Below are 21,775 nucleotides of genomic sequence, written 5' to 3'. Positions count from 1 at the left end.
CCAGCTCGTACGTGCCGTCGACAGGTTTCCGTCATGGGCTAGCACCATAATCCAGGTTTACCGGGATTACTAGAGGCGAGCCCAGAATCCGGAATTAGACCTTGTACCGTTGGACACGTCCAACGGGGCGCTTTCGCGGCTGACCGCACCGCCCCCCCTGTCAAGGCGTGGTGTGCGATGTGGGGTCCTGAAGCGGCTGAAAGGTTCGGCGGTGTGGTCCGTGCGCTTCGGCAGGAGTCGGGCCTGACGCAGGAGATGCTCGCCGCTCGGGTGGGCATCACGAAGAACCAGCTTCAGCTCATCGAAGCCGGACGGTCGGCGAGCGGCAAGCAGGACGCCGGGCCGTCGAATCCTCGCATGACGACGTTGGTCGGTATCGCTGACGCTTTCGGGTTGTCGGTCGAACAGCTCATGGCGGAGTCGCGTCTTTAGCGTGCGCTTTGCAGGCGCGAGCGGCGGACGCTGACAAGGCTCCGGTCTGCAGGTGGCCAGCCTGGTAGCCCTCCTCGGGATGGATGTCTCGTCGTGGAAGTGTCGTGGCGCGTTCTTATACTCGGCTGAAGTAAAAGAACGCGCCACGGCGTTCTCCCGGCATGGGGGCGCGGCGAGCATCCCCCAGCTGTTCGGTGAGCGCGGATGTCGTCGTGGATCGAGCGAACGGCGTCGATCCCCTAGCCTGCCGAGTTCTCGAACTCGGTCATGACTCCTCCTCCATGTTGCGGGTGTGGCGGCGCCGGACGTCTTCGATGATCTCCTCGAGGGTGCGTGTTCCGTCGATGTAGTCCTGGGCGTCACGTCGAGCTTGAGCCGTTGGTCGAAGGCCGTCCAGGACAGCGGAGTGCATGGCTTCCGCAGTGGTCTTGATCCGCTGCTCGCGTGTCAAGGGAGGACGGTTGTCATCGCTGCCGTATCTGCGGAGGAGTGTCAGACTTGGGGTCACCATCCGAAGGTTGCTCATGTCGAGGATCCCGAGGTTCCCCTCGTCGTCATCGCGCCCGAGGCTCGCCACACGGCGGCCGTCCGCGGTCTGTCCGCCTGCCCCGACGTGCATGTGGCCGTGCGCGAGTAGCTCGGGGCGCACGGCACCCCAGGCTTTGCCGACTCGCGCGCGTGATGCCGCGGATGCCTCCAACGCCGCCTTCGTGAACCGATGCGGGTTGGTCCGCAGGATCTCACGGACAGCGCGCACAGGTGTGTCTGCCGGAGACTCGTGTGTGAGCATCAGGACCGCGGGGCCTCCGGCGATGGCTTCGGCGAGCTGGGTGTCGGTGATGGCCTCGTCCGGCCACCACGTCACTCCTTCTTGCCTGGACTCGCGGTCGACGGATGAGGCGCCGCCGAGCGACAGCACGGAGCGCCCGCCGATGGTGAGCCGTGCCGGCCGCGGGAGTATCCAGGTGAGCTCGGAGACCTGCACGGCTTCGCCGGGGTGCTCTTCAAGGAGCGGGGTGATCTCGTCCCACTGCTCGTGGTTCCCAAGCGTGACGTAGAAGCGGGCGATGGAAGTCTCAGCGAAGATCTCGTCGACGGCATGGGGTGGCATCCACCAGTCGCCGAGATGCAACAGCGTCGTCACGTCAGGCGCCAGATAGGGCAGCGCCCGGGAGATCATCCGAGCCCACCGCAGGTTCCCGTGCCAATCTCCGCAGACCGCCACTCGCTGGTCGGGCAGGTCGATGTCTCTCGTGTGGTCGCGTGCTTGCATGATGCCTCCCGATCCAGGTATACCGGGTTTAGTGTCGGGGCGAAACGATGCGTTGCGTGTCGCGCTGGTCTCAGTGCCCTCGCTGGTGCGCTTGCATGGGGTGGCTATCGATCAACCGCTGCTTCGACCACTTGCCGGCGATTGTCAAAGCACTGACGAGCTAGGGCTCATCCTGTCCTGCAAGCGGCAGGCCGCCCCTCTGCCGAAGCTGTCCACTTCCCGTTGAAGCCGCTGAAACCATGCTCCTTCTCGTGACTACCTCCTCCTGCACGCTTCAAGGGTCGCCATCATCGAAATCCGGCTGCCGGACATGAGCGCGCTGTGATCCGCTCAATGGTTGACACGCGACGCTGCTCGCGGTAAGAATCAATCGACCATTTACTAAAGGGTAGTTTGTTAATCGCCCCTGGCGTTCGAGGAGGAACCCTATGGCCGAGACATTAGCTAGGCGCGGGAAGAAGGCGCTAGCGATAGCCGTTTCCGCTGTCGGACTGGCCGCTGCATTCGTGGCGCCCACCGCGCCGGCATACGCAGCCGACCCGCCGCTGAGACACCCCTTCTCCCGCGAGGATCCGCTGATCATCCTGGGTTACTACCCTGGGACCGCCGAAACTGAAGGCGGCACAACGATGGCGCAGACCTGGGCTCAGGTGCCCACTGACCTGCGTGACAACGTCGTTGTGAATCTCATTCCTGACAACGTCTATCCCGGGGACACTCAGGGGTTCAAGGACTTCGTGACGTCGAATCTCCAGATCTGTCAGGCGAACAGCATCCCATGCTCGGTGCAAGCCTTGCACGGTGGATCGAGCTCAGTGGCACCCGCCTCGTTCTGGAGTCAGACCGCGGCCACGTATAGCTCCTTCGTAGGGATCAATATCGCCGAGCTGTATTGGGGAAACGTCAGCTCCAATGGACCGCGTGTTGCGACGCTGATCAACGCAGCCGGCGACAACGGACTCATCTTCAGCTGGACAGATTCAAATCACGGCAACATCGTCAACTACTTGGAGAACACGACTACCGGCGTCTTGGCCGCGATGCGCGCGCACTCTGACAACGTCGTGCTGATGAATAAGGAGACCGAAGCAAACATCAGCACTGACAACCTCTTCCATGGGCTCTGGCTCGCGGGCATCGCTGGCAACTGGGGCTCGGCGACAGACCAGTGGCACTGGGCTGAGCAGCGCCATCGTCAGGTATACGGCCCCAACGTCGGCAGTCGTACCTGGAAAGACAACATGCAGAACCCCGAGGCGCTGATGGCTCAAAGCATCCAGCGCGCCGCGAGCCAAGGAGCGACTGCGTACGCACCTGAGGCGGGGTTCCTGATGTTCTCGACGAACAGCCTTCGGACCGCCCCCTTCCAGTACGGGCTCATTCCACTGTTCCGCGATCTCGATAGTGGTGCAGTGCCTGTGCCTACGCGCCAGGATGTGCTCGCAACGACAAAGGTCGTGTACAAGGGAGCCTCAGGTTTCAACCCACCGACTTACGACCTCAGTGCCTCTAACGTTCACCCAAACACGGGTCAGTTCGGAATTATCCCGCTCGTTCCCAACAACCTGACGACCGCAGAGATGTCGGTGTTCCCGGAGGTCGTCCCCGCGGGCGCTCGCTTTCCGTACTTCGCTTCCCGGTATCCGCAGGAGTTCCTCACGAGCAACACCTTCCTGGCGCGCGCCGGTAACGCCTGGTACTGGAACAACTACAAGGAAAACGTCAATCAGACGCTAACTAGCAGTTTCAAACCTCGTCAGTCGGGCGCGAGCGCAATCAGCATCGCTGCGGGTCCACACACGTACGCCACGATGATCGAGAGCAGCAACCGTGTTTCGATCCGGATGAACAACTACCGGAGTAATCGCAACCACCTCTGGACCGACACTGTGCTGGGAGTTCCTGCCTCGCAGGACTTCAATCGAGCTCAGACGCTTCAGTACATTCACGAGTACCTGACCGTGCAGCGGGATGCTGCGGGGAACGTCGTTAAGAACGCGGCGGGCAACATCCTGACTGGTACGGGTCGGGTAGTGGACGACAGGAGTGCCCGTGACATCCGTACGACGACGGTAACCGTAGATGGCACGTGGCAAGGTGGCGCTCCCCGTGTGACGTTCGAGGCGATGGATTCGCAGACGGGACGGCCCTATACGCAAACGCAGACGTGGGATGCAGCCAACCAGCGGTTGACGATTGCGGTTACCCATAACGGGCAGGTGAACTTCACAGTTGATACGGATGGTGCCGGTGCGAGTGTGTCGAATCTTGCTGCGGGTAAGAGTGCGACCCAGAGCTCGACCTACACAGGTGGGGATGGGACGGGTCCCGCCTCGAAGGCTGTGGATGGCAACACGAACGGTGACTTCACCCAGGGGAGCGTCACCCATACGCTCTCGGATGCGAACGCCTGGTGGCGCGTGGACCTGGGTGCCAACGTGGCTGTTGGCGACATCGAAGTCTGGAACCGCACCGACACAACCGGCTCTGACTTGGATCGGCTGACCAACTACACCGTCAGCGTCCGGGACGCTGCGGGTAACGTCGTGTGGTCGTCCGTGCAAGGCGAGCGACCCTGGCCGAGCACACTTCTGAATGCGGGCGGTGCCGTCGGCCGCTACGTGCAGGTGCAACTAAACGGAACGAACTTCCTCAGCCTGGCAGAGGTGAAGGTCCGTCCATTCCGGAAAAATCTCGCTCAAGCAGGGAATGCCACGCAGAGTTCGACGCTCTACGGGGCTCAAGCCGCTCGCGCCATCGATGGGAACACTAACGGGAACTACTCCGCAGGGTCAGTGACCCACACGGATACTCAGGCGGGGGCGTGGTGGCAGGTGGATCTTGGCTCCACGCGTCGAATTGAGTCCGTGGAGCTGTGGAATCGAACTGATTGCTGCGGCGAGCGGTTGAGCAATTTCACTGTCAGCGTCATCGATGCAGCGGGCGCGACGGCATGGTCCACGACCCAGGCCGGAACTCCCAACCCCCGTCTAGTGCTCACTCTCCCCCCGAATATCGAAGGGGAGGCGGTCCGAGTGCAACTCAATGCGACGAACTATCTATCCCTCGCCGAAGTGAAGGTGTTCGGCTCCTAGGCCACGTCGGAAGGCATCTCGCCCACGAAAGGGTGAGATGCCTTCCGCTTCGCTTGACGGTGTCTCTCAGGGTCCCTCCGTGTTCGCGCGACTGAAGGGGAAGCACTGACCATCGAGCAAGCGCCGGTCATCGTGCGCACGTACGAGGCCGAGTCGGCGACGAATACCCTCCAGGGCAACGCCCGAGTGGGTACGCTCGCCGGAGCGTCCGGCGTCAAGTTCGTCGGCGAGCTCGGCCCGGGCCCTGGCCACGCCATGGCTTCTTTACGAAGTTACGGCTGAGGCTGCGGGAGCGGTCACGCTGCGCATCGCGGCAATCTCCGGCGAAAACCGCAGCTTCGGGCTTTCGGTCAACGGCGCAGCACCGATCACGGTCCCTGTTCCGGGTCGCAGCTGGACCGAGCCGCAGGTCGTCGAGGTTGAGGTGCAGCTGGCTGAGGGTGCCAACACGTTGCGGTTCGGCAGCTCGTCGAGTGGATACGCTCCGTCTGTCGATGCCTTGACCGTGCTCGAGCCGAAGAGCTAAGCCAACGGCGCGACGAAATCGCCGCGGGCGGCCGGACACCCGGCCGCCCGCGGTGGTGCTGATGCGAGCTCACATGAGAGATGCTGGAACTCGCACGTGCGCTCCGTCGAACGTTGCCACACTTGCCGGTCATCACAGAATGGAGCCGAGATGGTCCTCGCTGAGCCGATGTCGAACGAGGATCGTCTGGAGCTCGTGCGTCTGCAGAACTTGGAAAGCTGCTTCATCTCGCTGCGAGACTCCGGGCCCTCGACCGTTGCGGATATCGCCGCCGAGACTGGCCTGTCGCGTCCGACGATCAAAGACCGCCTCCAGGACCTCATCGCGCTTGGCCTTGTCGCCGAAGTCGGGCGGGTGGTCCGGCGCGGGCAGAGCTCTGGGCGGCCGGCATCACGATTCGCAGTAAGCCCGCGCGCGGGATACGTGATCGGGCTCGAACTCGGAAAGCATCACGAGCGCATCGTGGTCGCCGACATGGCGAACGTCGTCCGAGCCCGCTACGTGTTCACGGCTGATGACAGGACGAGCGTAACCGACAGGATGCGCTCCCTCGTCACGCGGGTAGCCGACATCCGCAGTGCGCATGCCGATCTGGGTCCGCTGCTGAGAGTCGGCGCGGCCGTCCCGGGCGCACTCGCCCCGGACGGCCTCATGACTCGTTCACCGATTTTCAAGGAGTGGACAGGGCAGAACGTCGCAGACGCTTTCGCCAGCGTCTTCGACGTGCCCGTCGTGCTCCAGAACGACCTGAACGCCGCAGCACTGGCAGAACACCGGCATGGGGCCGCCGCCGATGCGTCCGACGTTGTCCTTGCGCTCGTATGGCACCAGGTGTCCGCGGGACTCATCATCGACGGTGACGTACGCGTCGGCCGTCATGCCCGAGCGGGCGAGATGAGTCAGCTGGTCGCGTCGGCGGATGACCAGATGCTGCAGCGATGGCCATCAATGCCCGACTTCCTCGAAACGCTGAGCGCCGCCGAAGCGGGAGACCAGCGCTCGCGCGAGCTGGTCGAGGAGTTCGCTCTCGCGGCAGGAGCACAGATCGCCACTCTGCTGATCGCCGTCGACCCCGACGTAGTCGTCTTGTACGGCCCGGCATCAGCCAACGACTATGTCGCCGAGCTCGTGGCGAACGCCGTGCATACGGCTGTCTCGCCGCCGGAGGACACTCCTCTGCTTCAAGCACAGCTCGGAGCAGACGCCGCTGCGACGGGGGTGCTCATCGCCGCTCTGGAGTCGGCCCACACTCAGTTCTTCGGTGAAGCGGGCACGCCGATCCAGCAGCTGATCGAGGCTGGCGCCCCCGCGACACGGTGATCCTCCTCCCGTTGTCGATGCATCCGGATCGTCGGGCTTGACAACGGGGCAGACATCGGATGAAATGCTCCAAGCGGACTTATCGAATAGTCTTTCTTTAATCAGGTCCGCTCGGGTGCGATAACGCGACCCGACCCGACCCGACCCGAGCATCACATTTCAATGAGGAGATCAGCATGAACCGCAGGAAGGCACTGACGCTGAGCCTGACCGGCATCGTCGCGACCGGAGCACTCGCGCTCACCGGGTGCGCCGCCGGCGACGGCGCGAACGCGGACGGCAAGGACGGGCAGAAGGTCGTGTACGTCGTTCCGTCCAGCTGGGCGCAGACCGGCGCATTCGCCGACAACGTCAAGGCGTGGGAGAAGGAGAGCGGCAACACCGTCGAGATCCAGGCGATCCCCGACGAGCAGTACGACGACACTGTCCGCGCCCGCCTGCAGGGCGGCGAAGGCATCGACATCTACGCCGGCCAGGATAACGTTGACGACCCGTCCGCCATCATGCGTGAAGTGGACGAGTCCGAATTCGCTGACCGAATGGCCGAGAGCGTGCTCGAGTCGATGCGCGCCGAAGACGGCAAGATCTACGGATACCCGGCCGCCGACGGCCTGAGCTCCTTCGGAGTCATCTACAACAAGGATGTCTTCGAATCGGCCGGCGCGGCAGTGCCCAAGACGCTGGACGAGTTCACCTCCGCACTCGAGAAGGTCAAGGCCGAAGGGACCACCCCGCTATACCTCTCAGGCGCTGACGGATGGACGCTGCTGCAGCATCGCAACTCGGTCAACGCCAACCTGCTCGGCCAGGATCCTGAACTGGCAGAGAAGCTCGCTACCAACGAGACCACCTGGGGTGACGTCTCCGAAATGGAGCCGCAGTACACCGCACTCGCTGAGTGGGCCTCCGCGGGCCTCACCAACAGTGACGTGCTCACTGCCAAGTACGAGACCGCGATCAAGTCCGTCGCCGACGGAAGCGCTGGTGCGATCATCAACGGCTCCTGGGCTATCGGCGAGATCCGCAAGGCGAACGCCGACGCGAACATCGGCTTCTTCGCGCTTCCCACCGAGGCCGGTGAGAACCAGGTTGCGCTGTCGCGTCCGAACATCCTGCACATCGCCGCGGCGAGCAAGGTCGAAGACGCCGCCGCGGATCTGCTGCAGTTCCTGATCACTCCCGAGAATGTCGCAGCGCACCTGGCTGCCGCGCCCGGGATCCCCGCCTTCACCGATGTCGAGCTCGAGAACCCGGATGCCGCGATTGCAGACATTCAGACGTACGTGGAGAACGGCCAGTCGGGCTCTGCGTTCGACACGGCGACGGGATTCCCCACGCCTGAAAGCGAGCTGATCGCGGCCTACCAGGAGCTCGTTGGTGGCCGTGTTGACGCCGCCGGCTTCATCAACAAGGTTGACGCAGCCTGGCAGGGCGCCGGCAAGACCGCTGGCATCAAGGGCTTCTGAGCCATGGGGCGGGGAGTAGTGCAGAAACGTGCCAAGAGCAGAACCGCGGCCACGGCGTACCCGTACTGGTTCGGGGCGCCCGCGACTCTGATCTTCAGCGTCTTCTTCGTGCTCCCCGCCGCACTCGGCCTCTGGCTGAGCTTCACAAACGCGTCAACCATGTCGCAGCGCCAGGATTTCATCGGACTGGCGAACTTTCAGCTGCTGTTCGGCACGCACGGTGAAGCATTCCTCGGCGCGATGGGAAACCAGTTCGTCTACGCGCTGATCACCACCGTCGGAAAGACTGGCATCGGTGTCCTGCTCGCGTTCTTCCTGAACCGTGCTTTCCTCGGACGCAACGTGCTACGCGCGGTCGTCTACATGCCGATCATGTTCTCGACCATCGTCGTGGGCATCGTGTTCGGGTTCATCCTCTCGTACGAAGGTCTACTCAACTCGTTCCTTCGCAACATCGGGCTCGGCTTCATTGCCCAGGACTGGCTCGGTGATTTCGACCTCGCCCTGTTCTCCGTGACGGCAATCGACATCTGGATGGGCGTCGGCTGGACCGTGGTACTGGTGCTCGCCGCTCTGCAGGGCGTGCCTGCAGAGCTGCTCGAATCCGCAGAGGTCGACGGCGCGGGGCGCTTCAAACGGGCGATCCACGTCAGCCTCCCCACCGTCGCGCCAACCATCAGCCTGGCTGCGCTGCTCACCCTTATCTCGGGTTTGAAGTCGTTCGAGATCATCTATGCGACCACCGGCGGCGGACCGGGAAACGCCACCGAGGTGATGACCACCTTCCTGGCGAAGGCTCTGGGTACGACCAACCTCGGCTACGCCTCCGCGATCAGCTTCGTGCAGTTCGCCGTCATCACCATCATCGCGATGATCATCCACCTGATCAGCCGCCGGATTGAAGCGAGGATGTCATGAAAGAGCGACTGAGCCGGAATGCGGCGACCTATGTCGTCGCCCTCGCCGTCGGCATCCTCTTCGTCGTCCCCATGGTGCTCGTGCTGCTGAACTCGTTCAAGTCACAGACCGAAGCATCCGGATTCACCCTCACACTGCCGACCGAATGGCGCTTCGACAACTACGTCACTGTGCTCTCCGACCCCAGCGTCGCTCTAGGTCTGGTCAACAGCGCGATCATCACCATTGGAGTGACAGGCGGCACGATCACGGTCTGCGCGCTTGCTGGCTTCCTCATCGCCCGCCGCACGAGCCGCGTCACCTCCAGTCTGTACATGTACCTGATCGCTGGTCTAATCGCCCCGTTCTCGTTCATCCCCGCCATCCGGGTGCTGCAATGGCTCGGCCTCTACAACACGCATCTCGGTCTGATCCTCTCGGACATCGCCACCCAGATCCCGTTCATGGTGCTGATCTTCGTCAGCTTCGTCCGGCAGATCCCCCGGGAGATTGACGAGGCGGCCATCATCGATGGCGCGGGTTCGCTGCGCATGTTCTTCACTGTGATTTTCCCGCTCATGAAGCCGGTGACGTTCACTGCGTTGGTGCTGCTCTTCACCTATGCGTGGAACGAATTCCAGAACGTGCTGTTTCTCACCTCCAGCTCGAAGACGTGGACGATGCCCATGACCGTCTACAACTTCCAGGGGCTGCACACCTACGATTACGCGCTGGTCAGCGCGAACCTCGTGATCACGATTATCCCCGTCCTCGTCGTATACCTGATCGCGCAGCGCTACATCCTCTCGGGGATGGTGGCGGGCGCGGTCAAGGGCTGATCCACGATGGGTGCAACACCGAAAGTAGTCATGCTCGAAACGCAATTGTCCACAGTCGCAAACGACCGGCACGCACGAACGAACTGGTTCCGGGCCGACCGATTCGGCATGTTCATCCACTGGGGAGCCTTCTCCGTCCATGGCCGGGGAGAATGGCTGCGCTCCTGGGAGAATATCTCGATGGAGGAGTACCAACCCTTCATCGACGCGTTCACCCCGGATGCGTTCGACGCCGACGAGTGGGCGCGCACGGCAGTCGCGGCTGGCATGAGGTACGCCGTGCTGACCGCGAAGCATCACGACGGCTTCTGCTTGTTCGACAGCGCGCACTCCACCTATACCTCCATGCACAACGGCTTTGGGCGAGACGTGGTTGCCGAGTATGTCGAGGCGTTCCGCCGTCACGGGCTGAAGGTCGGCCTGTACTTCTCGTTGATCGACTGGTCGCATCCGGACTTCCCGGTCTTCGGCGACGCGCATCATCCTCACCGTAACGACCCCGCGTACGAAGGCATCGAGCACGACTTCGACCGCTACCTCGATTTCATGCACGCTCAGGTGCGCGAGCTCGCCACAAACTACGGCCAGATCGACCTGATGTGGTTCGACTTCTCGTACGACGACCTGACCGGTGAGGCGTGGCGCGCCGGCGAACTCGTCGAGATGGTCCGCGAACTCCAGCCCGGGATCCTGCTCGACAACCGCCTCGAGGCCAACGGCGGCAGCTTCGGCTCGATCATCACTGACTCGCCTCTGCCGTGGTCCGGCGACTTCGTCTCGCCCGAGCAGCTGATCCCCGCCGAGGGCATTCTCGACCTTCAGGGTCAGCCCGTGCCGTGGGAGGCGTGCATCACGCTCAACAACCATTGGACGCATTTCTTCGGCGACGAAGACTACAAGTCGCCTCGGATGCTGATCAGGAAGCTCGTCGAGATCGTCAGTAAGGGCGGCAACCTGTTGCTCAATGTCGGGCCGCACCCCGATGGCCACATCCTCACGGAAGAGCAGCGGATCCTCGCCGAGGTGGGGGCATGGCTTTCCCGCAACGGCGATAGCATCTATGGCGCACGCGCTGCCGATCTGCCGAAGCCGGAGTGGGGATACTACACGCGCAAGGGAGACGTGCTCTATGCGCACGTGTTCGAGCCGCCGGTCGGGCCTCTTGCACTTGTCGGTGTCGACGCGTCCCGCATCGACTCGCTCGAGATCAGCGGCAAGCGGGTTGAGCGGGCGGAGTCCTGGCTCATCGAGGCGTATCCCGATACGGCATTCGTCAGCTTCGGCGAGGGCGACCCGGCGCTGACATATCCGTTGCCCGACGACGTCGACACGGTGATCACGATTCGTCTGACACCACAGTCAATTCCGTACGGCTCGTGAGCTCTCAGGTGCTGCTGCTGCGCAGCGCTGGCGTCGCGCTCATCGTCGACTGCCGACACCAGCGGGCTCGAGTGGTGCACTGGGGTCCGGATCTCGGCGCCCTCGATGATCGTGCCCTCCTAGCGCTGTGTGACGCTGCTGTCCCAGCTCGTCTGAACGCGACACCCGACGACCCGCTGCTGTTCGGTGTGCTTCCCACCGAGGATGACGCGTGGACCGGTCGCCCCGCCGTTGTGCTCTCCCGGTCCGGCATCGCGACGACCCCGCGGCCGCGACTGATCTCGGCGAACATAGAGGATGCGGCAGCCCGGCTGGTTCTGCGAGATGAAGCGTCGCTCGCCGAGATCACCCTTGAGCTCGCACTGGATCCGCACGGCGTCCTCGAGCACCGGCGCACCGTGCGCAATATCGGCCAAGAAGCGCTCACCGTGGACGGACTGGATGCGGTGCTCCCGCTGCCGGTGCGCGCCGACGAGATCCTCGATTTCACCGGCGCATGGATCGGAGAACGGATGCCGCAACGGCATCCCGTCTCCTTTGCGGTCCATGCCCGAGAGCATCGTCGTGGACGTCCGGGCCATGACGCCGCCTTCGTTACCCTGGTCGGCACCGCAGGGTTCACGAATCGCCGAGGCGAACTGTGGGCGATGCACGTCGCGTGGAGTGGCGACCATGGCAGCTATGTTGAGCGCTCAGCCGACGGCGCCGGTGACCTCTCCGTCGCTCTCAGCGGCGGAGAGCTGCTTAGGCGCGGTGAAGTGATACTCGATCCGGGCACCTCGTACTCGGCACCAGCGGTGTTGTTCACGTGGTCCGATGCCGGCATCGACGGCATTTCAGATCGGTTCCACGACCGTCTGCGTGCCAGGCCACAGCACCCGCAGACGCCACGGCCTCTCGTGCTGAGTACCTGGGAAGCGGTGTATCTCGACCATGACGTCAGCACGCTCCGGTCGCTCGCAGAACGCGCCGCTGACGTCGGAGTCGAGCGGTTCGTGCTCGATGACGGCTGGTTTCGCGGCCGCACTACCGACACTGCAGGGCTCGGGGACTGGTATGTCGACGAAGGCTTCTGGCCGGAGGGTTTGCACCCCTTGGTGGACCTGGTGCGCTCTCTCGGTATGCAGTTCGGGCTGTGGGTGGAGCCGGAAATGGTCAACCTCGATTCGGACGTCGCGCGTAAACATCCAGAGTGGTTGCTGACACCCGCTGACGGCTGGCCATCTCGCGCACAGTACGTACTCGACGTGGCGCAGCCCGCGGTTTACGACTACCTCCTCGAGCGACTAGACGCGCTGATATCCGAGTACCGGATCGACTTCCTAAAGTGGGACCACAATCGCGATCTGCTCGAGGCACCCAGCCACACGCAGACGCGAGCCGTGTACGCCCTCATGGATGCCTTGCGTCAGCGGCATCCTCAGCTGGAGATTGAGTCGTGCGCCTCGGGTGGAGCGCGCGTGGACCTCGGCATTCTGCAGCGCACAGACCGGGTGTGGCCGTCTGACACGTTGGATCCGCTCGAGCGCGAGCGCATCCAACGTTGGACATCGCTGTTGCTTCCCCTGGAGCTCATCGGCTCGCACATTGGCGCCGCGACCGCGCATACCACCGGCCGGAGGATAAACGGGACCCTGCCTTTGATCACCGCGCTGTTCGCTCACGCCGGTATAGAGATGAACCTGCTCAAGGTGAATGAGGCGGAGCGTGACGCACTAACGCAGTTCGCCGAACTCTATCGAGAGACGCGTGCGCTGATTGCGTCCGGGCGTCTGGTGAACGCGGACGTGTTCGACCCAGCAGCCCGTCTCTTCGGGGTGGTGAGTCCAGATCGGAGCCGGGCGCTTTTCGCTGTCGTCCAGATCGGGATGACCGCCGGGCGCCCCGCGCGAGTCCAGATCCCCGGGCTCGACGAGAGCGCGGGGTATGACGTCCGTGTGCGCTCGGAGCTCGGAGTGCCGGATCGGGGCATGAGCACCGGGCCGGCCTGGTTCGACGCAGCGTTGAACGCACCGCTCCGCTTGGCAGGCTCCATGCTCGCGCGCTCGGGACTCTCGCTTCCCCCTCTGCGCCCCGAGACTGCCGCCCTGATCGAGCTGACCCGCGTGACCGAGGAGACATCCGATGACCACTGACCTTCGTATCGGCATCGTCGGCTTCGGTCACCGAGCTCAGCTGACTGACCAGGTGCAACGCCCGGGCGGGGGCTCGTTTGTCTCGGCCGTGCTTGATACAGCCGAGCGCGGCCGAGCAGACGCTCGCGAGAAGCTGCCGAATGCCTTCGTGACCGACTCGCTTCGCGACTTCATCAGCGCCGGTGTGGACGCCGCGTTGGTGCTCACTCCCGATGATCAGCACACCGATGTGACCGTGGCACTGCTGGAGGCGGGTGTTCCGGTGTTCTGCGAGAAGCCGTTGGCGACGAAGATCTCGGACGCGGATGCCATCCTTAAAGCAGCGCACCGCACCGGAACCCGTTTGTACGTCGGCCACAACATGAGGCACATGCCGGTGATCGTGCTGATGCGACAGTTGATCCTCGACGGGCGTATCGGTGAGGTCAAGGCGATCTGGTGTCGCCACTTCGTCGGTCACGGCGGCGACTACTACTTCAAGGACTGGCACGCCGACCGCCGACGCACCACGGGACTGCTCTTGCAGAAGGGTGCGCATGACATCGACATCCTGCACTGGCTGGGCGGCGCCCGCACGATGAGCGTGAATGCGATGGGGACGCTGGCCGTCTACGGCGACATCACAGATCGCAGTGACCATGCCGGTGAGCGAATGCAGGACTGGTTCAGCCTCAACAACTGGCCGCCGACCGCGCAGACCGGCATGGCGCCGATCCTCGACGTTGAAGACCTCTCACAGGTGAATATGACATTGTCCAACGGCGTCCTCGCCTCGTACCAGCAGTGCCACTTCACGCCCGACTACTGGCGCAACTACACGGTTATCGGCACCGAGGGCCGGCTGGAGAACTTCGGAGATGAGATCGGTGCAGAGGTGCGGATCTGGCGTCGACGCACACACGGTGCAGGAGAGCCCGATGAGGTTCACCGCGTAACCGAGCTCGCCGAGGGAGCCAGCGTGATCCACGGAGGAGCTGATGATCTCCTGATCGCCGAGTTCCTCCGATTCGTGCGGCACGGTGGCCGTACCGACACGTCTCCCGTCGCCGCGAGGGACGCTGTGGCTACGGGGATCGCGGCGACCGAGTCGATTCGATCAGGTGGTCACGTGCAGAACGTGCCGCCCCTCTCACCGGAGCTGGTCGCGTACTTCGAGGGCGGTCAGAGTCGATCTGTATCGGACGCGAGGACGGCCTCGTGACGCAGCACGCGGCCCTGCTCGATCTCGAAGCCGTCGAACGCGACGAGCCAGTGCCATGGGAGCTCGTCGACAGGCTCGAAGCGCTGATCCGCCGCACTGAAGGGGTGCCCCACCCCATCGATGCTGGGGCCTCGGACGTCGCTGTGGCTCGCGCCCTGGTCGAGCTCGTACCCGTCGCACTTGAGCGCCACCGCGAAGCCAAAGTCCCCGCCGACGTGACACGCGAGACGCTGGTCGACGTCGGACGGAAGCATCGACTGTACGGCGCCGCGGCGATTGCGCCATGGATGCTCGAGCTGATGCGAGCGGACGTGCTCAGCGCCGGGCGGCTTCAGGTCTCAATGCGCGAGAGCGAGCACGGTCACCACCTGCACGTCCCTGAACTCGGACCACTGTTGCCAGCTGGTGTCGATGCCTCACTGGCGTGCGCCTCTGAGCTGACCGGGAGCGGGCGATTCGCCTGTACAAGCTGGCTGCTCGATCCCCGACTGTCATCGGCGCTAGCCGGGTCGAACATCGCGGCATTCGCCGAGCGGTTCGAGATCGTCTCCGACGAGGAGGAGACGCCGCTGGCCAGCGAGGAGGCTGCGAGGTTCGTTTTCCGTCGCCCGCTAATCGAGGTAATAGACCCAGCGCTGCCGACGAAGTCGCGGCTCGAGCGAGTGGTCGCCTCAACGCTGCGTGACGGTCGGAATTGGACGATGCCAACGGGAGTGCTGAAGGTGGGATCCTCCCGCTGACTCCACGGGGTGTCCGCCGCGCGAGTACAGCCGCCGGTCTCACATCCTGATAGTGCTTCACTTTTGCCATACAGGCTGAGAAGGCATCGTCGATCTCGCCGTCTTCGGTGTATCGAGCGACTTCGGTGTCGAGGGCAGGGGGGGGATCCAGGCCTCGACATTCGCTCGCACCTTCAGGGCTCACGCCGAGCGGTTGTGTATCTGGAGGCCGCGGGCGGTCGTGACAACAGCCGCTGTCTCCGTTCTGCGTCTGTCCGTTCCCACTCCTCCTGTTCGCGAAGCGTCACATGGCGATTCGCCGTCAACTCGCAGCCACGCTAGCGCAGCCGAGGGCTTCTACACGAGACGTGCGGGCGTTCGTCACTTCGAGTCAATGAGTGCCGGCCTCGAAAACGCATCTGGCGCGGTGCACTGCGAAAATTCCAGTCTGGAGTAGCTCAAGAATGTCCGGAGTAGCTTTGGAAGTCACAGAGGGGCTGACGGGAATCGAACCCGCGCTGTCTGCTTGGGAAGCAGAAGTTCTACCATTGAACTACAGCCCCGAACCCGCCCGAGAGCAGGTGAGGGCAAGCCTACCCGTCTCCGGGGCGATGGCCAAAGCGTGAACCGCGGCGTCAGGCCGTGGCGTCCGCCGTCGCGGGGGTGTCGCGCTGCTGCCCCGCGTACATCGTGCCCCACCGCGTGAGCGCGTCGACGAGCGGGGTCGCGGTCGCACCCAGCTCGCTCAGCCGGTACTCCACCTTGGGCGGGACCTCGCGGTAGACCGTGCGGGTGATCAGGCCGTCCGCCTCCAGCTCGCGCAGCTGCCGGGTGAGCACGCGCGACGTGGGGTCCTGCAGCAGGCGCCCGAGCTCACCGAAGCGCAGCACGCCGTGCTCGGCGAGCAGCGACAGGATGCTCGGCTTCCACGCGCCGCCGAGCACGGCGATCGAAACCTCCGCGTCGCAGGTCTCGGTCCACTCGCGGACGATCCTGGCCGTCTTCTCGCGCATCGTGCCTCCACAGTATCCAAACGGTAAGTACGTGACGACAATGTCGGTACTTGTGGCCTTTGCCTGTACTTTACAGACTGAGTCCGTGACCACCAGCCCCGTCGTCGTCCCCGTCCGCTCCTCTCTCCGGCTCTGGATGGCGATGGTGCCGCTCCTGCTCGGCGTGCTCATCGGCGCCCTCGCCATCAGCAGCGTGTCCACGGCGCTGCCCGCGATCCGCGACGACCTCGCGCTGACTGACACCGAGGGTCTCTGGCTCGTCGACGTCTACGCGCTGTCGCTCGCGGCGACGCTGATCCTGGCGGCGCGGATCGGCGACGCGTTCGGGCGCAAGACCATCGTCGTGATCGGGCTCGTCGGATTCGCGGTGCTCAACGGCATCGGCGGCGTCGCCACCAGTGGCCTGCTGCTCATCGTGATCCGGGCTCTGCTCGGCGTTGCGGAGGCCTTCGTGGTCGCGGGTGTCGTGGCCACGATCGGTGCGACCTTCCAGGCGAGGGAGCGCGTGCTCGCGTACGGGCTCTGGACTGCCACCTTCGGCACGGGCAGCGCCCTCGGACCCGTGCTCGGCGGGCTCCTCGCGGAGGGGCCCGGCTGGCGATGGTTGCTGCTGGGCAGTGTGCCGCTCGCGGTGGCCGCCGCCCTGCTCGCCCTGTGGCTCGTGCCGGACTCGCGCAGCACGCAGCCGCCGTCGTGGGACGTGCCGAGCATCCTGTCGTCGATCGTCGCGCTCGGCGCCCTCGTTTTCGCGCTGCACGAGGTGCTGGCCGCTCCCGTGTCGGCCGCGGTGGCCGCGGTCGTGTCGGTCGCCAGCCTCGTGTTCTTCGTGCGGCGGCAGCGTCGGCTGCCCCTCCCGCTGCTCGACCTGGCGCTGTTCCGGGTGCCGGGATTCAGCCCGGCGATCGTGCGCATCATCGTCAGCAGCGGGGCGTCGTCGGCGTCGGTGCTCCTGGTGAGCCTGCACCTGCAGGATGCGCGGGGACAGAGTGCCGCCGAGGCGGGCATCGCGCTGCTGCCGCAGGCCGCGGCGATCGCGATCGGCGGGGTGCTGGCGCCGCTCGCGCTGCGCTGGCTGTCGGCGAACGCACTCACCGTGCTGGTGCTGCTGCTGCAGGCGCTCGGGCTCGTGTGGCTCGCGTTCGACCCCGGCATCGTGGCGCTGCCCCTCGTGCTGGTCGGGCTCGGGTTCGGCATCGCGGGGACCCTCGCCGCCGCGACGCTGTTCGAGGTGACGACCGAGGATCAGGCGGGACAGGTCGGGGCGGTGCAGGAGGTGGGCTTCGCCCTGGGCGGCGGACTCGGCATCGCGGTGTTCGGCACGATCGCGGCCGTGCTCGTGACGGGCGGCTTCCCGGTGGCGGTGGTCGCGGCGGCGGTGACCGTGACGGCGGCCGCGCTGCTCCCGTTGCTCTCGCGTCGCAGTGCCCCGGCCCTGTGACGCGGATGCCGCAGGTCGCGTGAGGCGCGACCCGTGCGGTGACTAGGCTGAGGCCGTGCTTCTCAGCGATCGCGACATCAGGGCAGAACTCGCGTCGGGCCGTGTCGGCCTGGCTCCGCACGAGCCGGAGATGATCCAGCCGTCCAGCATCGACGTGCGCCTGGACCGCTACTTCCGCCTCTTCGACAACCACAAGTACCCCTTCATCGATCCGTCGGTGGATCAGCCCGAGCTCACCCGGCTCATCGAGGTCGATCCCGACGAGCCGTTCATCCTCCACCCCGGCGAGTTCGCGCTCGGGGCGACGTTCGAGCAGGTGACGCTGCCGGACGACATCGCCGCGCGTCTCGAGGGCAAGTCCTCGCTCGGGCGCCTCGGCCTGATCACGCACTCCACGGCCGGGTTCATCGACCCCGGGTTCACGGGTCATGTGACGCTGGAGCTGGCGAACGTCGCGACCCTGCCGATCAAGCTGTGGCCGGGGATGAAGATCGGGCAGCTGTGCTTCTTCCGGCTCACCTCGCCCGCCGAGAACCCCTACGGCTCCGGCCCCTACGGCAACCGGTACCAGGGGCAGCGCGGGCCCACCGCGTCGCGGTCGTTCCAGAACTTCCACCGCACCGACGTGGGCGTGACCGATGTGGGAGCGATCGGAGGCTGACATGAGCGACGGCGACGGGCGGACCCCGGAGGAGCCCGGAACCCCGGGTGGACCTGTGGCCGCGGACGGCCCGGTGCCGCCCGAGCCCCTGCTGCCTCATGAGCCCGCGGCCCCGGACGAGCCGGTGGCCCCGGATGACCCGGGTGCCGCCGGTGCGGCCGTCCCGACGGAGTCCGCGGCGATCCGCCCGGCCGACGACGTGATCCCCCCGGCCCCGCCGGAGACCCCGATCCCGGACGGCCTGCTCGACCCGCCGCCCGCCGACATCCCGCCCGCGAACGCCGTGCTCCCGCCGCCTCCGCCGCCCACGCGCCGCTCGGAGCGCGAGCGCCCGACGCCCGCGATCCTCGAGGGGGAGCCGCCCGCTGCGGCGGCCGACGACTGGTCGCAGCCGTCGCTCGCTCCGGAGGTGCCGGAGGGCGGCAGCTACCGCGTGCTCGCCGGCCTCATCTTCGTGTTCCTGTTCCTGCTGCTCGTCGCCGCCGTGGTCGCGCTCGTGGTCCTGGTGAATGCCGGGTTCCCGACCCTCGCCGACGCGGCGGCCGCGCTGACTCCGCTGCGGGTCTGACGCCGGATCTTCGGGCTCGCCGCACTCCGGCGCCATCGGATCGGTGTCCCGGTCTGCGTGCGGTCGCCCGCGGTGTCGGTCGAGGGCCTGGACTCAGGCGCGGGCGGCGGACTCCGCGGTCGAGTGTGCGGCGTGCGACGGCTCGGAGGTCGGGTGTGCGGCGTGAGCTGACCCGGGGGTGGGATGTGCGGCGTGCGTGGACTGCGCCGTGGGGCCCGGGGCGTGCGCGGGCTCTGCGTCATCGGCCACGTGCGACCGCGTCGGCGGCGTCGCTGCCGTGGCGGTGCCGAGGGCATCGACCGCGGGCAGCCCGCCCGTGACGAGAGCCACGACCGCGTCGAGGGTGGGGTCGGCCGAGAGCACCTTCGTGTGACCGAGGCCCACCGTGCGCAGCATCCGCGAGCGGCCGGGGTGCGCGGCGTGCAGGCGCAGGGCGTCACGGTCGGGCAGGCGGCGGTCGCCGCGGTCGTGCACCACGAGCAGTGCGGTGCCGTCGGGCAACGGGTGTCGTCCGGCGTCGAAGCGCTCGGCCGCCGCGGCCTCGTCGATCGCGAGGCGGCGGTGGAACCGCTCGCGGAGGTTCTGCGCGGTGGGCTCGTCGAGGCGCAGGTCGCTGGCGAACTGGGCGAGGAAGGCCTCGGGCGCCGCGGCGCCGGCGAGCACGGCCACCGCGGGCACCGGCACGGTCGTGCGGGCGGCGGTGAGGGCGCCCAGCGCGCCGAAGGAGTGGCTGATCAGCGCCTCGAACGGGCCGTGCTCGGCCTGCAGTCGCTCGGCGACCGTCACCCAGTCGCGCACGTCGGTCGCGCGGCCGCCGGACGATCCGTGTGCCGGCCCGTCGAAGGCGAGCACGCGGAACCCCTCGGCCACCAGCTCGCGCACGAGCGGCGCGAACTGCGACGCCCGGCCGCGCCAGCCGTGCAGGAGCAGCACGGTGCGCGGCCCGCGACCCCACTCGTACGTGGTGACCTCGATGCCGCGCACCGTGACGGTGCCGCGGCGGGCGTCGCTGTGGGTCGGCGCATCGGCGGGGCGCACGCGCATGCGGGGCCCGGTGGTGAAGAACAGGCGGAGCGCCACGGCGCCCGCCAGCCGTGGCGAGACGCGGGCGAGCAGGGGGACGGTACGGGCGAGCAGGACGGGCAGGGACGGCATCGTGACTCCTTCGCCGGAACAATACGAACGATCATACGTATACTAGGCGAACGATCGTTCGTATACTAGGGGGATGTCCGAGAGCCCGATCCTGGACGGCCGACGGGTACGGGGTGATGCCTCCCGCCGCGTCGTGCTCCACAGCGCCACGAACCTGGCGTCGGTCGAGGGTCTCGACGGCCTGACGATCGGTCGGCTCGCTGCGGCGTCCGGATCGAGCAAGAGCAGCATCGCCACGCTCTTCCGCAGCAAAGAGGGGTTGCAGCTCGCCACGATCGAAGCCGCCAGGGAGATCTTCCTCGCACGGATCGTCGAGCCCGCCCGTGCCGAGCCCCGCGGCGTGCGACGCCTCGCGGCGCTGCTGCGCCACTCGCTGCTCTATTCGAAGGACCGCGTGTTCACCGGAGGCTGCTTCTTCGCCGCGACCTCCGCCGACGTCGACTCCAAGACCGGGCCGGTGACCGACGCCGTGCGCGCGGCCCTGACCGACTGGCACGGGTACATCGAGGCCCAGCTGCGTCACGCCATCGCGGTCGGAGAGATCGCGGTCGACGACGTGGACGTGCTGGCGTTCGAACTCGTCGCGCTGAACGAGGAAGCCAACTCGCGCTCGCTGCTCCTCGACGACGAACGGCCCTATGCCCTCGCCGCGGCGGCGATGCGCGGACGCCTCCGTGCTGTCGGCGCCCCCGACGACGCCGTGGCGCTCCTCGACCTCGAGATGTAGAGCCCCGCCGCACCACAGGGCGCCTTCCCAGACGGGAGGGCGCCCTGTGGTGCGGCGGTCAGGCGGCGCGACCGCGGCGGAACCCGGCGTCGTAGCCGCGCTCGAACGCGTGACGTGCGCGGCGCTCGCCCGGGTGGCCGTGACCGCACGGCCCCTCCGGCATCGCGTGGCCGTCGTGGCCGTGGCCGTGCCCACGGCTGTGGAAGCCGTGGCGGCCGTCGGCCTCGTGACGGTCGTCGAACGCGTGGCGTTCGCGTTCGCCGAAGCCGTTGCCGCGCTCGAACCCACGGGGACCGAAGCCCCGTGGACCGAAGCCGTGGAGACCGAAGCCGTGGTGGCCGAACGGGGCGCGGAAACCGTGACCGTGCCGGTGGCCCCGCGGGCCGCGGTGCGTGCGGGGGAGGGGCGTGCCCTCCTCCCACCCGAACGCGCGGGCGATGGCCTCGAGCGATGCGAGCGTCGTGGCGAGGTCGTCCGTGGGGACGGCGTCGACGACCTTGGCGCGGATGTCGTCGACCAGGGCGCCGAGGCGCTCCTTCGCGGCGCGGCCGTCGTCGGTGAGGGACCAGCCCTCGCCGTCGGTGACGACCCACCCGCGGTCGATCAGGCGGCGCAGCTTGTGCGCACGGAGCGGGCGTTCGCGCTCGACCGAGCCGTCGACGACGTTGAGCAGGCGCCAGTCGCGCCGGGTGATGCCCTCGTCGTCGAACGCGGCGGCGAACTCGGCCGCCATGAGGCGGTCGACGGCCTTGAGCCAGTAGCCGAAGGGGCGCGGCGGCTGCGGAGTCTCTGTGGTGTCTGTGGTGGTGTTCATGGGGTTGTCCTCTGTTCAGGGGCGGCTGGTGGGCCGCGGTGGTGGCCGGTGGATGTCAGGTGACATATCCATGTGATCCGGCATGTACATGTAGTGTGACATGCAGATCTAAAGCA

At 66.1% G+C, this 21,775-nt stretch carries 18 protein-coding genes and 1 tRNA gene; 14 read left to right on the top strand and 5 right to left on the bottom strand.

What is annotated here, in order from left to right; translation table 11 throughout:
- The first annotated feature begins 213 nt into the window (after nt 1–213).
- Nucleotides 214–432, top strand: coding sequence for a helix-turn-helix domain-containing protein (locus tag ACFWCH_RS04025; protein ID WP_205828228.1), 219 nt, complete (start codon nt 214–216; stop codon nt 430–432).
- A 265-nt stretch (nt 433–697) separates the two neighbouring features.
- Here the strand turns inward: ACFWCH_RS04025 and ACFWCH_RS04020 are convergent, their stop codons facing one another.
- On the bottom strand, nt 698–1,705 hold the full coding sequence (locus tag ACFWCH_RS04020) for a metallophosphoesterase (protein ID WP_136029837.1): 1,008 nt from the start codon (nt 1,703–1,705) through the stop codon (nt 698–700).
- Nucleotides 1,706–2,133: 428 nt separating this feature from the next.
- On the opposite strand from ACFWCH_RS04020, the gene ACFWCH_RS04015 reads away from it, so the two are divergent.
- The 9 genes from ACFWCH_RS04015 to ACFWCH_RS03975 all read left to right on the top strand — a co-directional run bounded on the left by ACFWCH_RS04015 (nt 2,134) and on the right by ACFWCH_RS03975 (nt 15,304).
- Nucleotides 2,134–4,800, top strand: coding sequence for a glycoside hydrolase family 98 domain-containing protein (locus ACFWCH_RS04015; protein WP_136029838.1), 2,667 nt, complete (start codon nt 2,134–2,136; stop codon nt 4,798–4,800).
- A gap of 676 nt (nt 4,801–5,476) precedes the next feature.
- Nucleotides 5,477–6,646 (top strand): ROK family transcriptional regulator, encoded by a 1,170-nt coding sequence (locus ACFWCH_RS04010; protein ID WP_136029841.1) that lies wholly within the window; start codon nt 5,477–5,479, stop codon nt 6,644–6,646.
- A gap of 176 nt (nt 6,647–6,822) precedes the next feature.
- Complete coding sequence (locus tag ACFWCH_RS04005) at nt 6,823–8,112, top strand: ABC transporter substrate-binding protein (RefSeq protein WP_136029844.1); 1,290 nt, start codon at nt 6,823–6,825, stop codon at nt 8,110–8,112.
- 18 nt (nt 8,113–8,130) lie between these two features.
- Complete coding sequence (locus ACFWCH_RS04000) at nt 8,131–9,030, top strand: carbohydrate ABC transporter permease (protein ID WP_168442795.1); 900 nt, start codon at nt 8,131–8,133, stop codon at nt 9,028–9,030.
- Nucleotides 9,027–9,848 carry a carbohydrate ABC transporter permease gene (locus ACFWCH_RS03995; protein ID WP_136029848.1) on the top strand — a complete coding sequence of 274 codons (822 nt, stop codon included), beginning with the start codon at nt 9,027–9,029 and terminating at the stop codon, nt 9,846–9,848. Before ACFWCH_RS04000 ends, ACFWCH_RS03995 begins: the two co-directional genes overlap by 4 nt.
- A 30-nt stretch (nt 9,849–9,878) precedes the next feature.
- Complete coding sequence (locus ACFWCH_RS03990; RefSeq protein WP_136029850.1) at nt 9,879–11,228, top strand: alpha-L-fucosidase; 1,350 nt, start codon at nt 9,879–9,881, stop codon at nt 11,226–11,228.
- Nucleotides 11,225–13,363, top strand: coding sequence for an alpha-galactosidase (locus ACFWCH_RS03985; RefSeq protein WP_136029852.1), 2,139 nt, complete (start codon nt 11,225–11,227; stop codon nt 13,361–13,363). The genes ACFWCH_RS03990 and ACFWCH_RS03985 overlap by 4 nt, the downstream gene beginning before the upstream one ends.
- Nucleotides 13,353–14,564: a Gfo/Idh/MocA family protein gene (locus ACFWCH_RS03980; RefSeq protein WP_378802964.1), complete on the top strand. Its 1,212-nt coding sequence runs from the start codon at nt 13,353–13,355 to the stop codon at nt 14,562–14,564. Before ACFWCH_RS03985 ends, ACFWCH_RS03980 begins: the two co-directional genes overlap by 11 nt.
- Nucleotides 14,561–15,304, top strand: coding sequence for an acyltransferase domain-containing protein (locus tag ACFWCH_RS03975; protein ID WP_136028730.1), 744 nt, complete (start codon nt 14,561–14,563; stop codon nt 15,302–15,304). Before ACFWCH_RS03980 ends, ACFWCH_RS03975 begins: the two co-directional genes overlap by 4 nt.
- 471 nt (nt 15,305–15,775) lie before the next feature.
- Here the strand turns inward: ACFWCH_RS03975 and ACFWCH_RS03970 are convergent.
- Nucleotides 15,776–15,846, bottom strand: a tRNA-Gly gene (locus ACFWCH_RS03970).
- Between the two features lie 72 nt (nt 15,847–15,918).
- On the bottom strand, nt 15,919–16,296 hold the full coding sequence (locus ACFWCH_RS03965; RefSeq protein ID WP_136037273.1) for a helix-turn-helix domain-containing protein: 378 nt from the start codon (nt 16,294–16,296) through the stop codon (nt 15,919–15,921).
- Nucleotides 16,297–16,381: 85 nt separating this feature from the next.
- On the opposite strand from ACFWCH_RS03965, the gene ACFWCH_RS03960 reads away from it, so the two are divergent.
- Genes ACFWCH_RS03960 through ACFWCH_RS03950 form a run of 3 tightly spaced genes read left to right on the top strand, consistent with a single transcriptional unit; the run spans nt 16,382 to nt 18,963 of the window.
- Nucleotides 16,382–17,734 carry an MFS transporter gene (locus ACFWCH_RS03960; protein WP_247637934.1) on the top strand — a complete coding sequence of 451 codons (1,353 nt, stop codon included), beginning with the start codon at nt 16,382–16,384 and terminating at the stop codon, nt 17,732–17,734.
- 55 nt (nt 17,735–17,789) lie between these two features.
- Nucleotides 17,790–18,395: a dCTP deaminase gene (gene dcd, locus ACFWCH_RS03955; RefSeq protein WP_136028727.1), complete on the top strand. Its 606-nt coding sequence runs from the start codon at nt 17,790–17,792 to the stop codon at nt 18,393–18,395.
- 1 nt (nt 18,396) lies between these two features.
- The gene (locus ACFWCH_RS03950; RefSeq protein ID WP_247637933.1) at nt 18,397–18,963 is read left to right on the top strand and encodes a hypothetical protein; all 567 of its coding nucleotides are present in this window, start codon (nt 18,397–18,399) and stop codon (nt 18,961–18,963) included.
- A 93-nt stretch (nt 18,964–19,056) separates the two neighbouring features.
- On the opposite strand, the gene ACFWCH_RS03945 is transcribed toward ACFWCH_RS03950, so the two are convergent.
- Nucleotides 19,057–20,118, bottom strand: coding sequence for an alpha/beta fold hydrolase (locus ACFWCH_RS03945; protein ID WP_378802963.1), 1,062 nt, complete (start codon nt 20,116–20,118; stop codon nt 19,057–19,059).
- A gap of 73 nt (nt 20,119–20,191) precedes the next feature.
- On the opposite strand from ACFWCH_RS03945, the gene ACFWCH_RS03940 reads away from it, so the two are divergent.
- The gene (locus tag ACFWCH_RS03940) at nt 20,192–20,845 is read left to right on the top strand and encodes a TetR family transcriptional regulator C-terminal domain-containing protein (protein WP_136036424.1); all 654 of its coding nucleotides are present in this window, start codon (nt 20,192–20,194) and stop codon (nt 20,843–20,845) included.
- A 58-nt stretch (nt 20,846–20,903) separates the two neighbouring features.
- Here ACFWCH_RS03940 and ACFWCH_RS03935 read toward each other — a convergent pair whose 3' ends face one another.
- The gene (locus ACFWCH_RS03935; RefSeq protein WP_378802962.1) at nt 20,904–21,659 is read right to left on the bottom strand and encodes a hypothetical protein; all 756 of its coding nucleotides are present in this window, start codon (nt 21,657–21,659) and stop codon (nt 20,904–20,906) included.
- Between the last annotated feature and the right edge of the window lie 116 nt (nt 21,660–21,775).

Origin of the sequence: Microbacterium sp. NPDC060132, assembly GCF_042729675.1 — a bacterium.
Taxonomy (GTDB): domain Bacteria; phylum Actinomycetota; class Actinomycetes; order Actinomycetales; family Microbacteriaceae; genus Microbacterium; species Microbacterium sufflavum.
The sequence above is the reverse complement of the archived record's forward strand: the minus strand, read 5'-3'. Positions and strand labels throughout refer to the sequence as shown.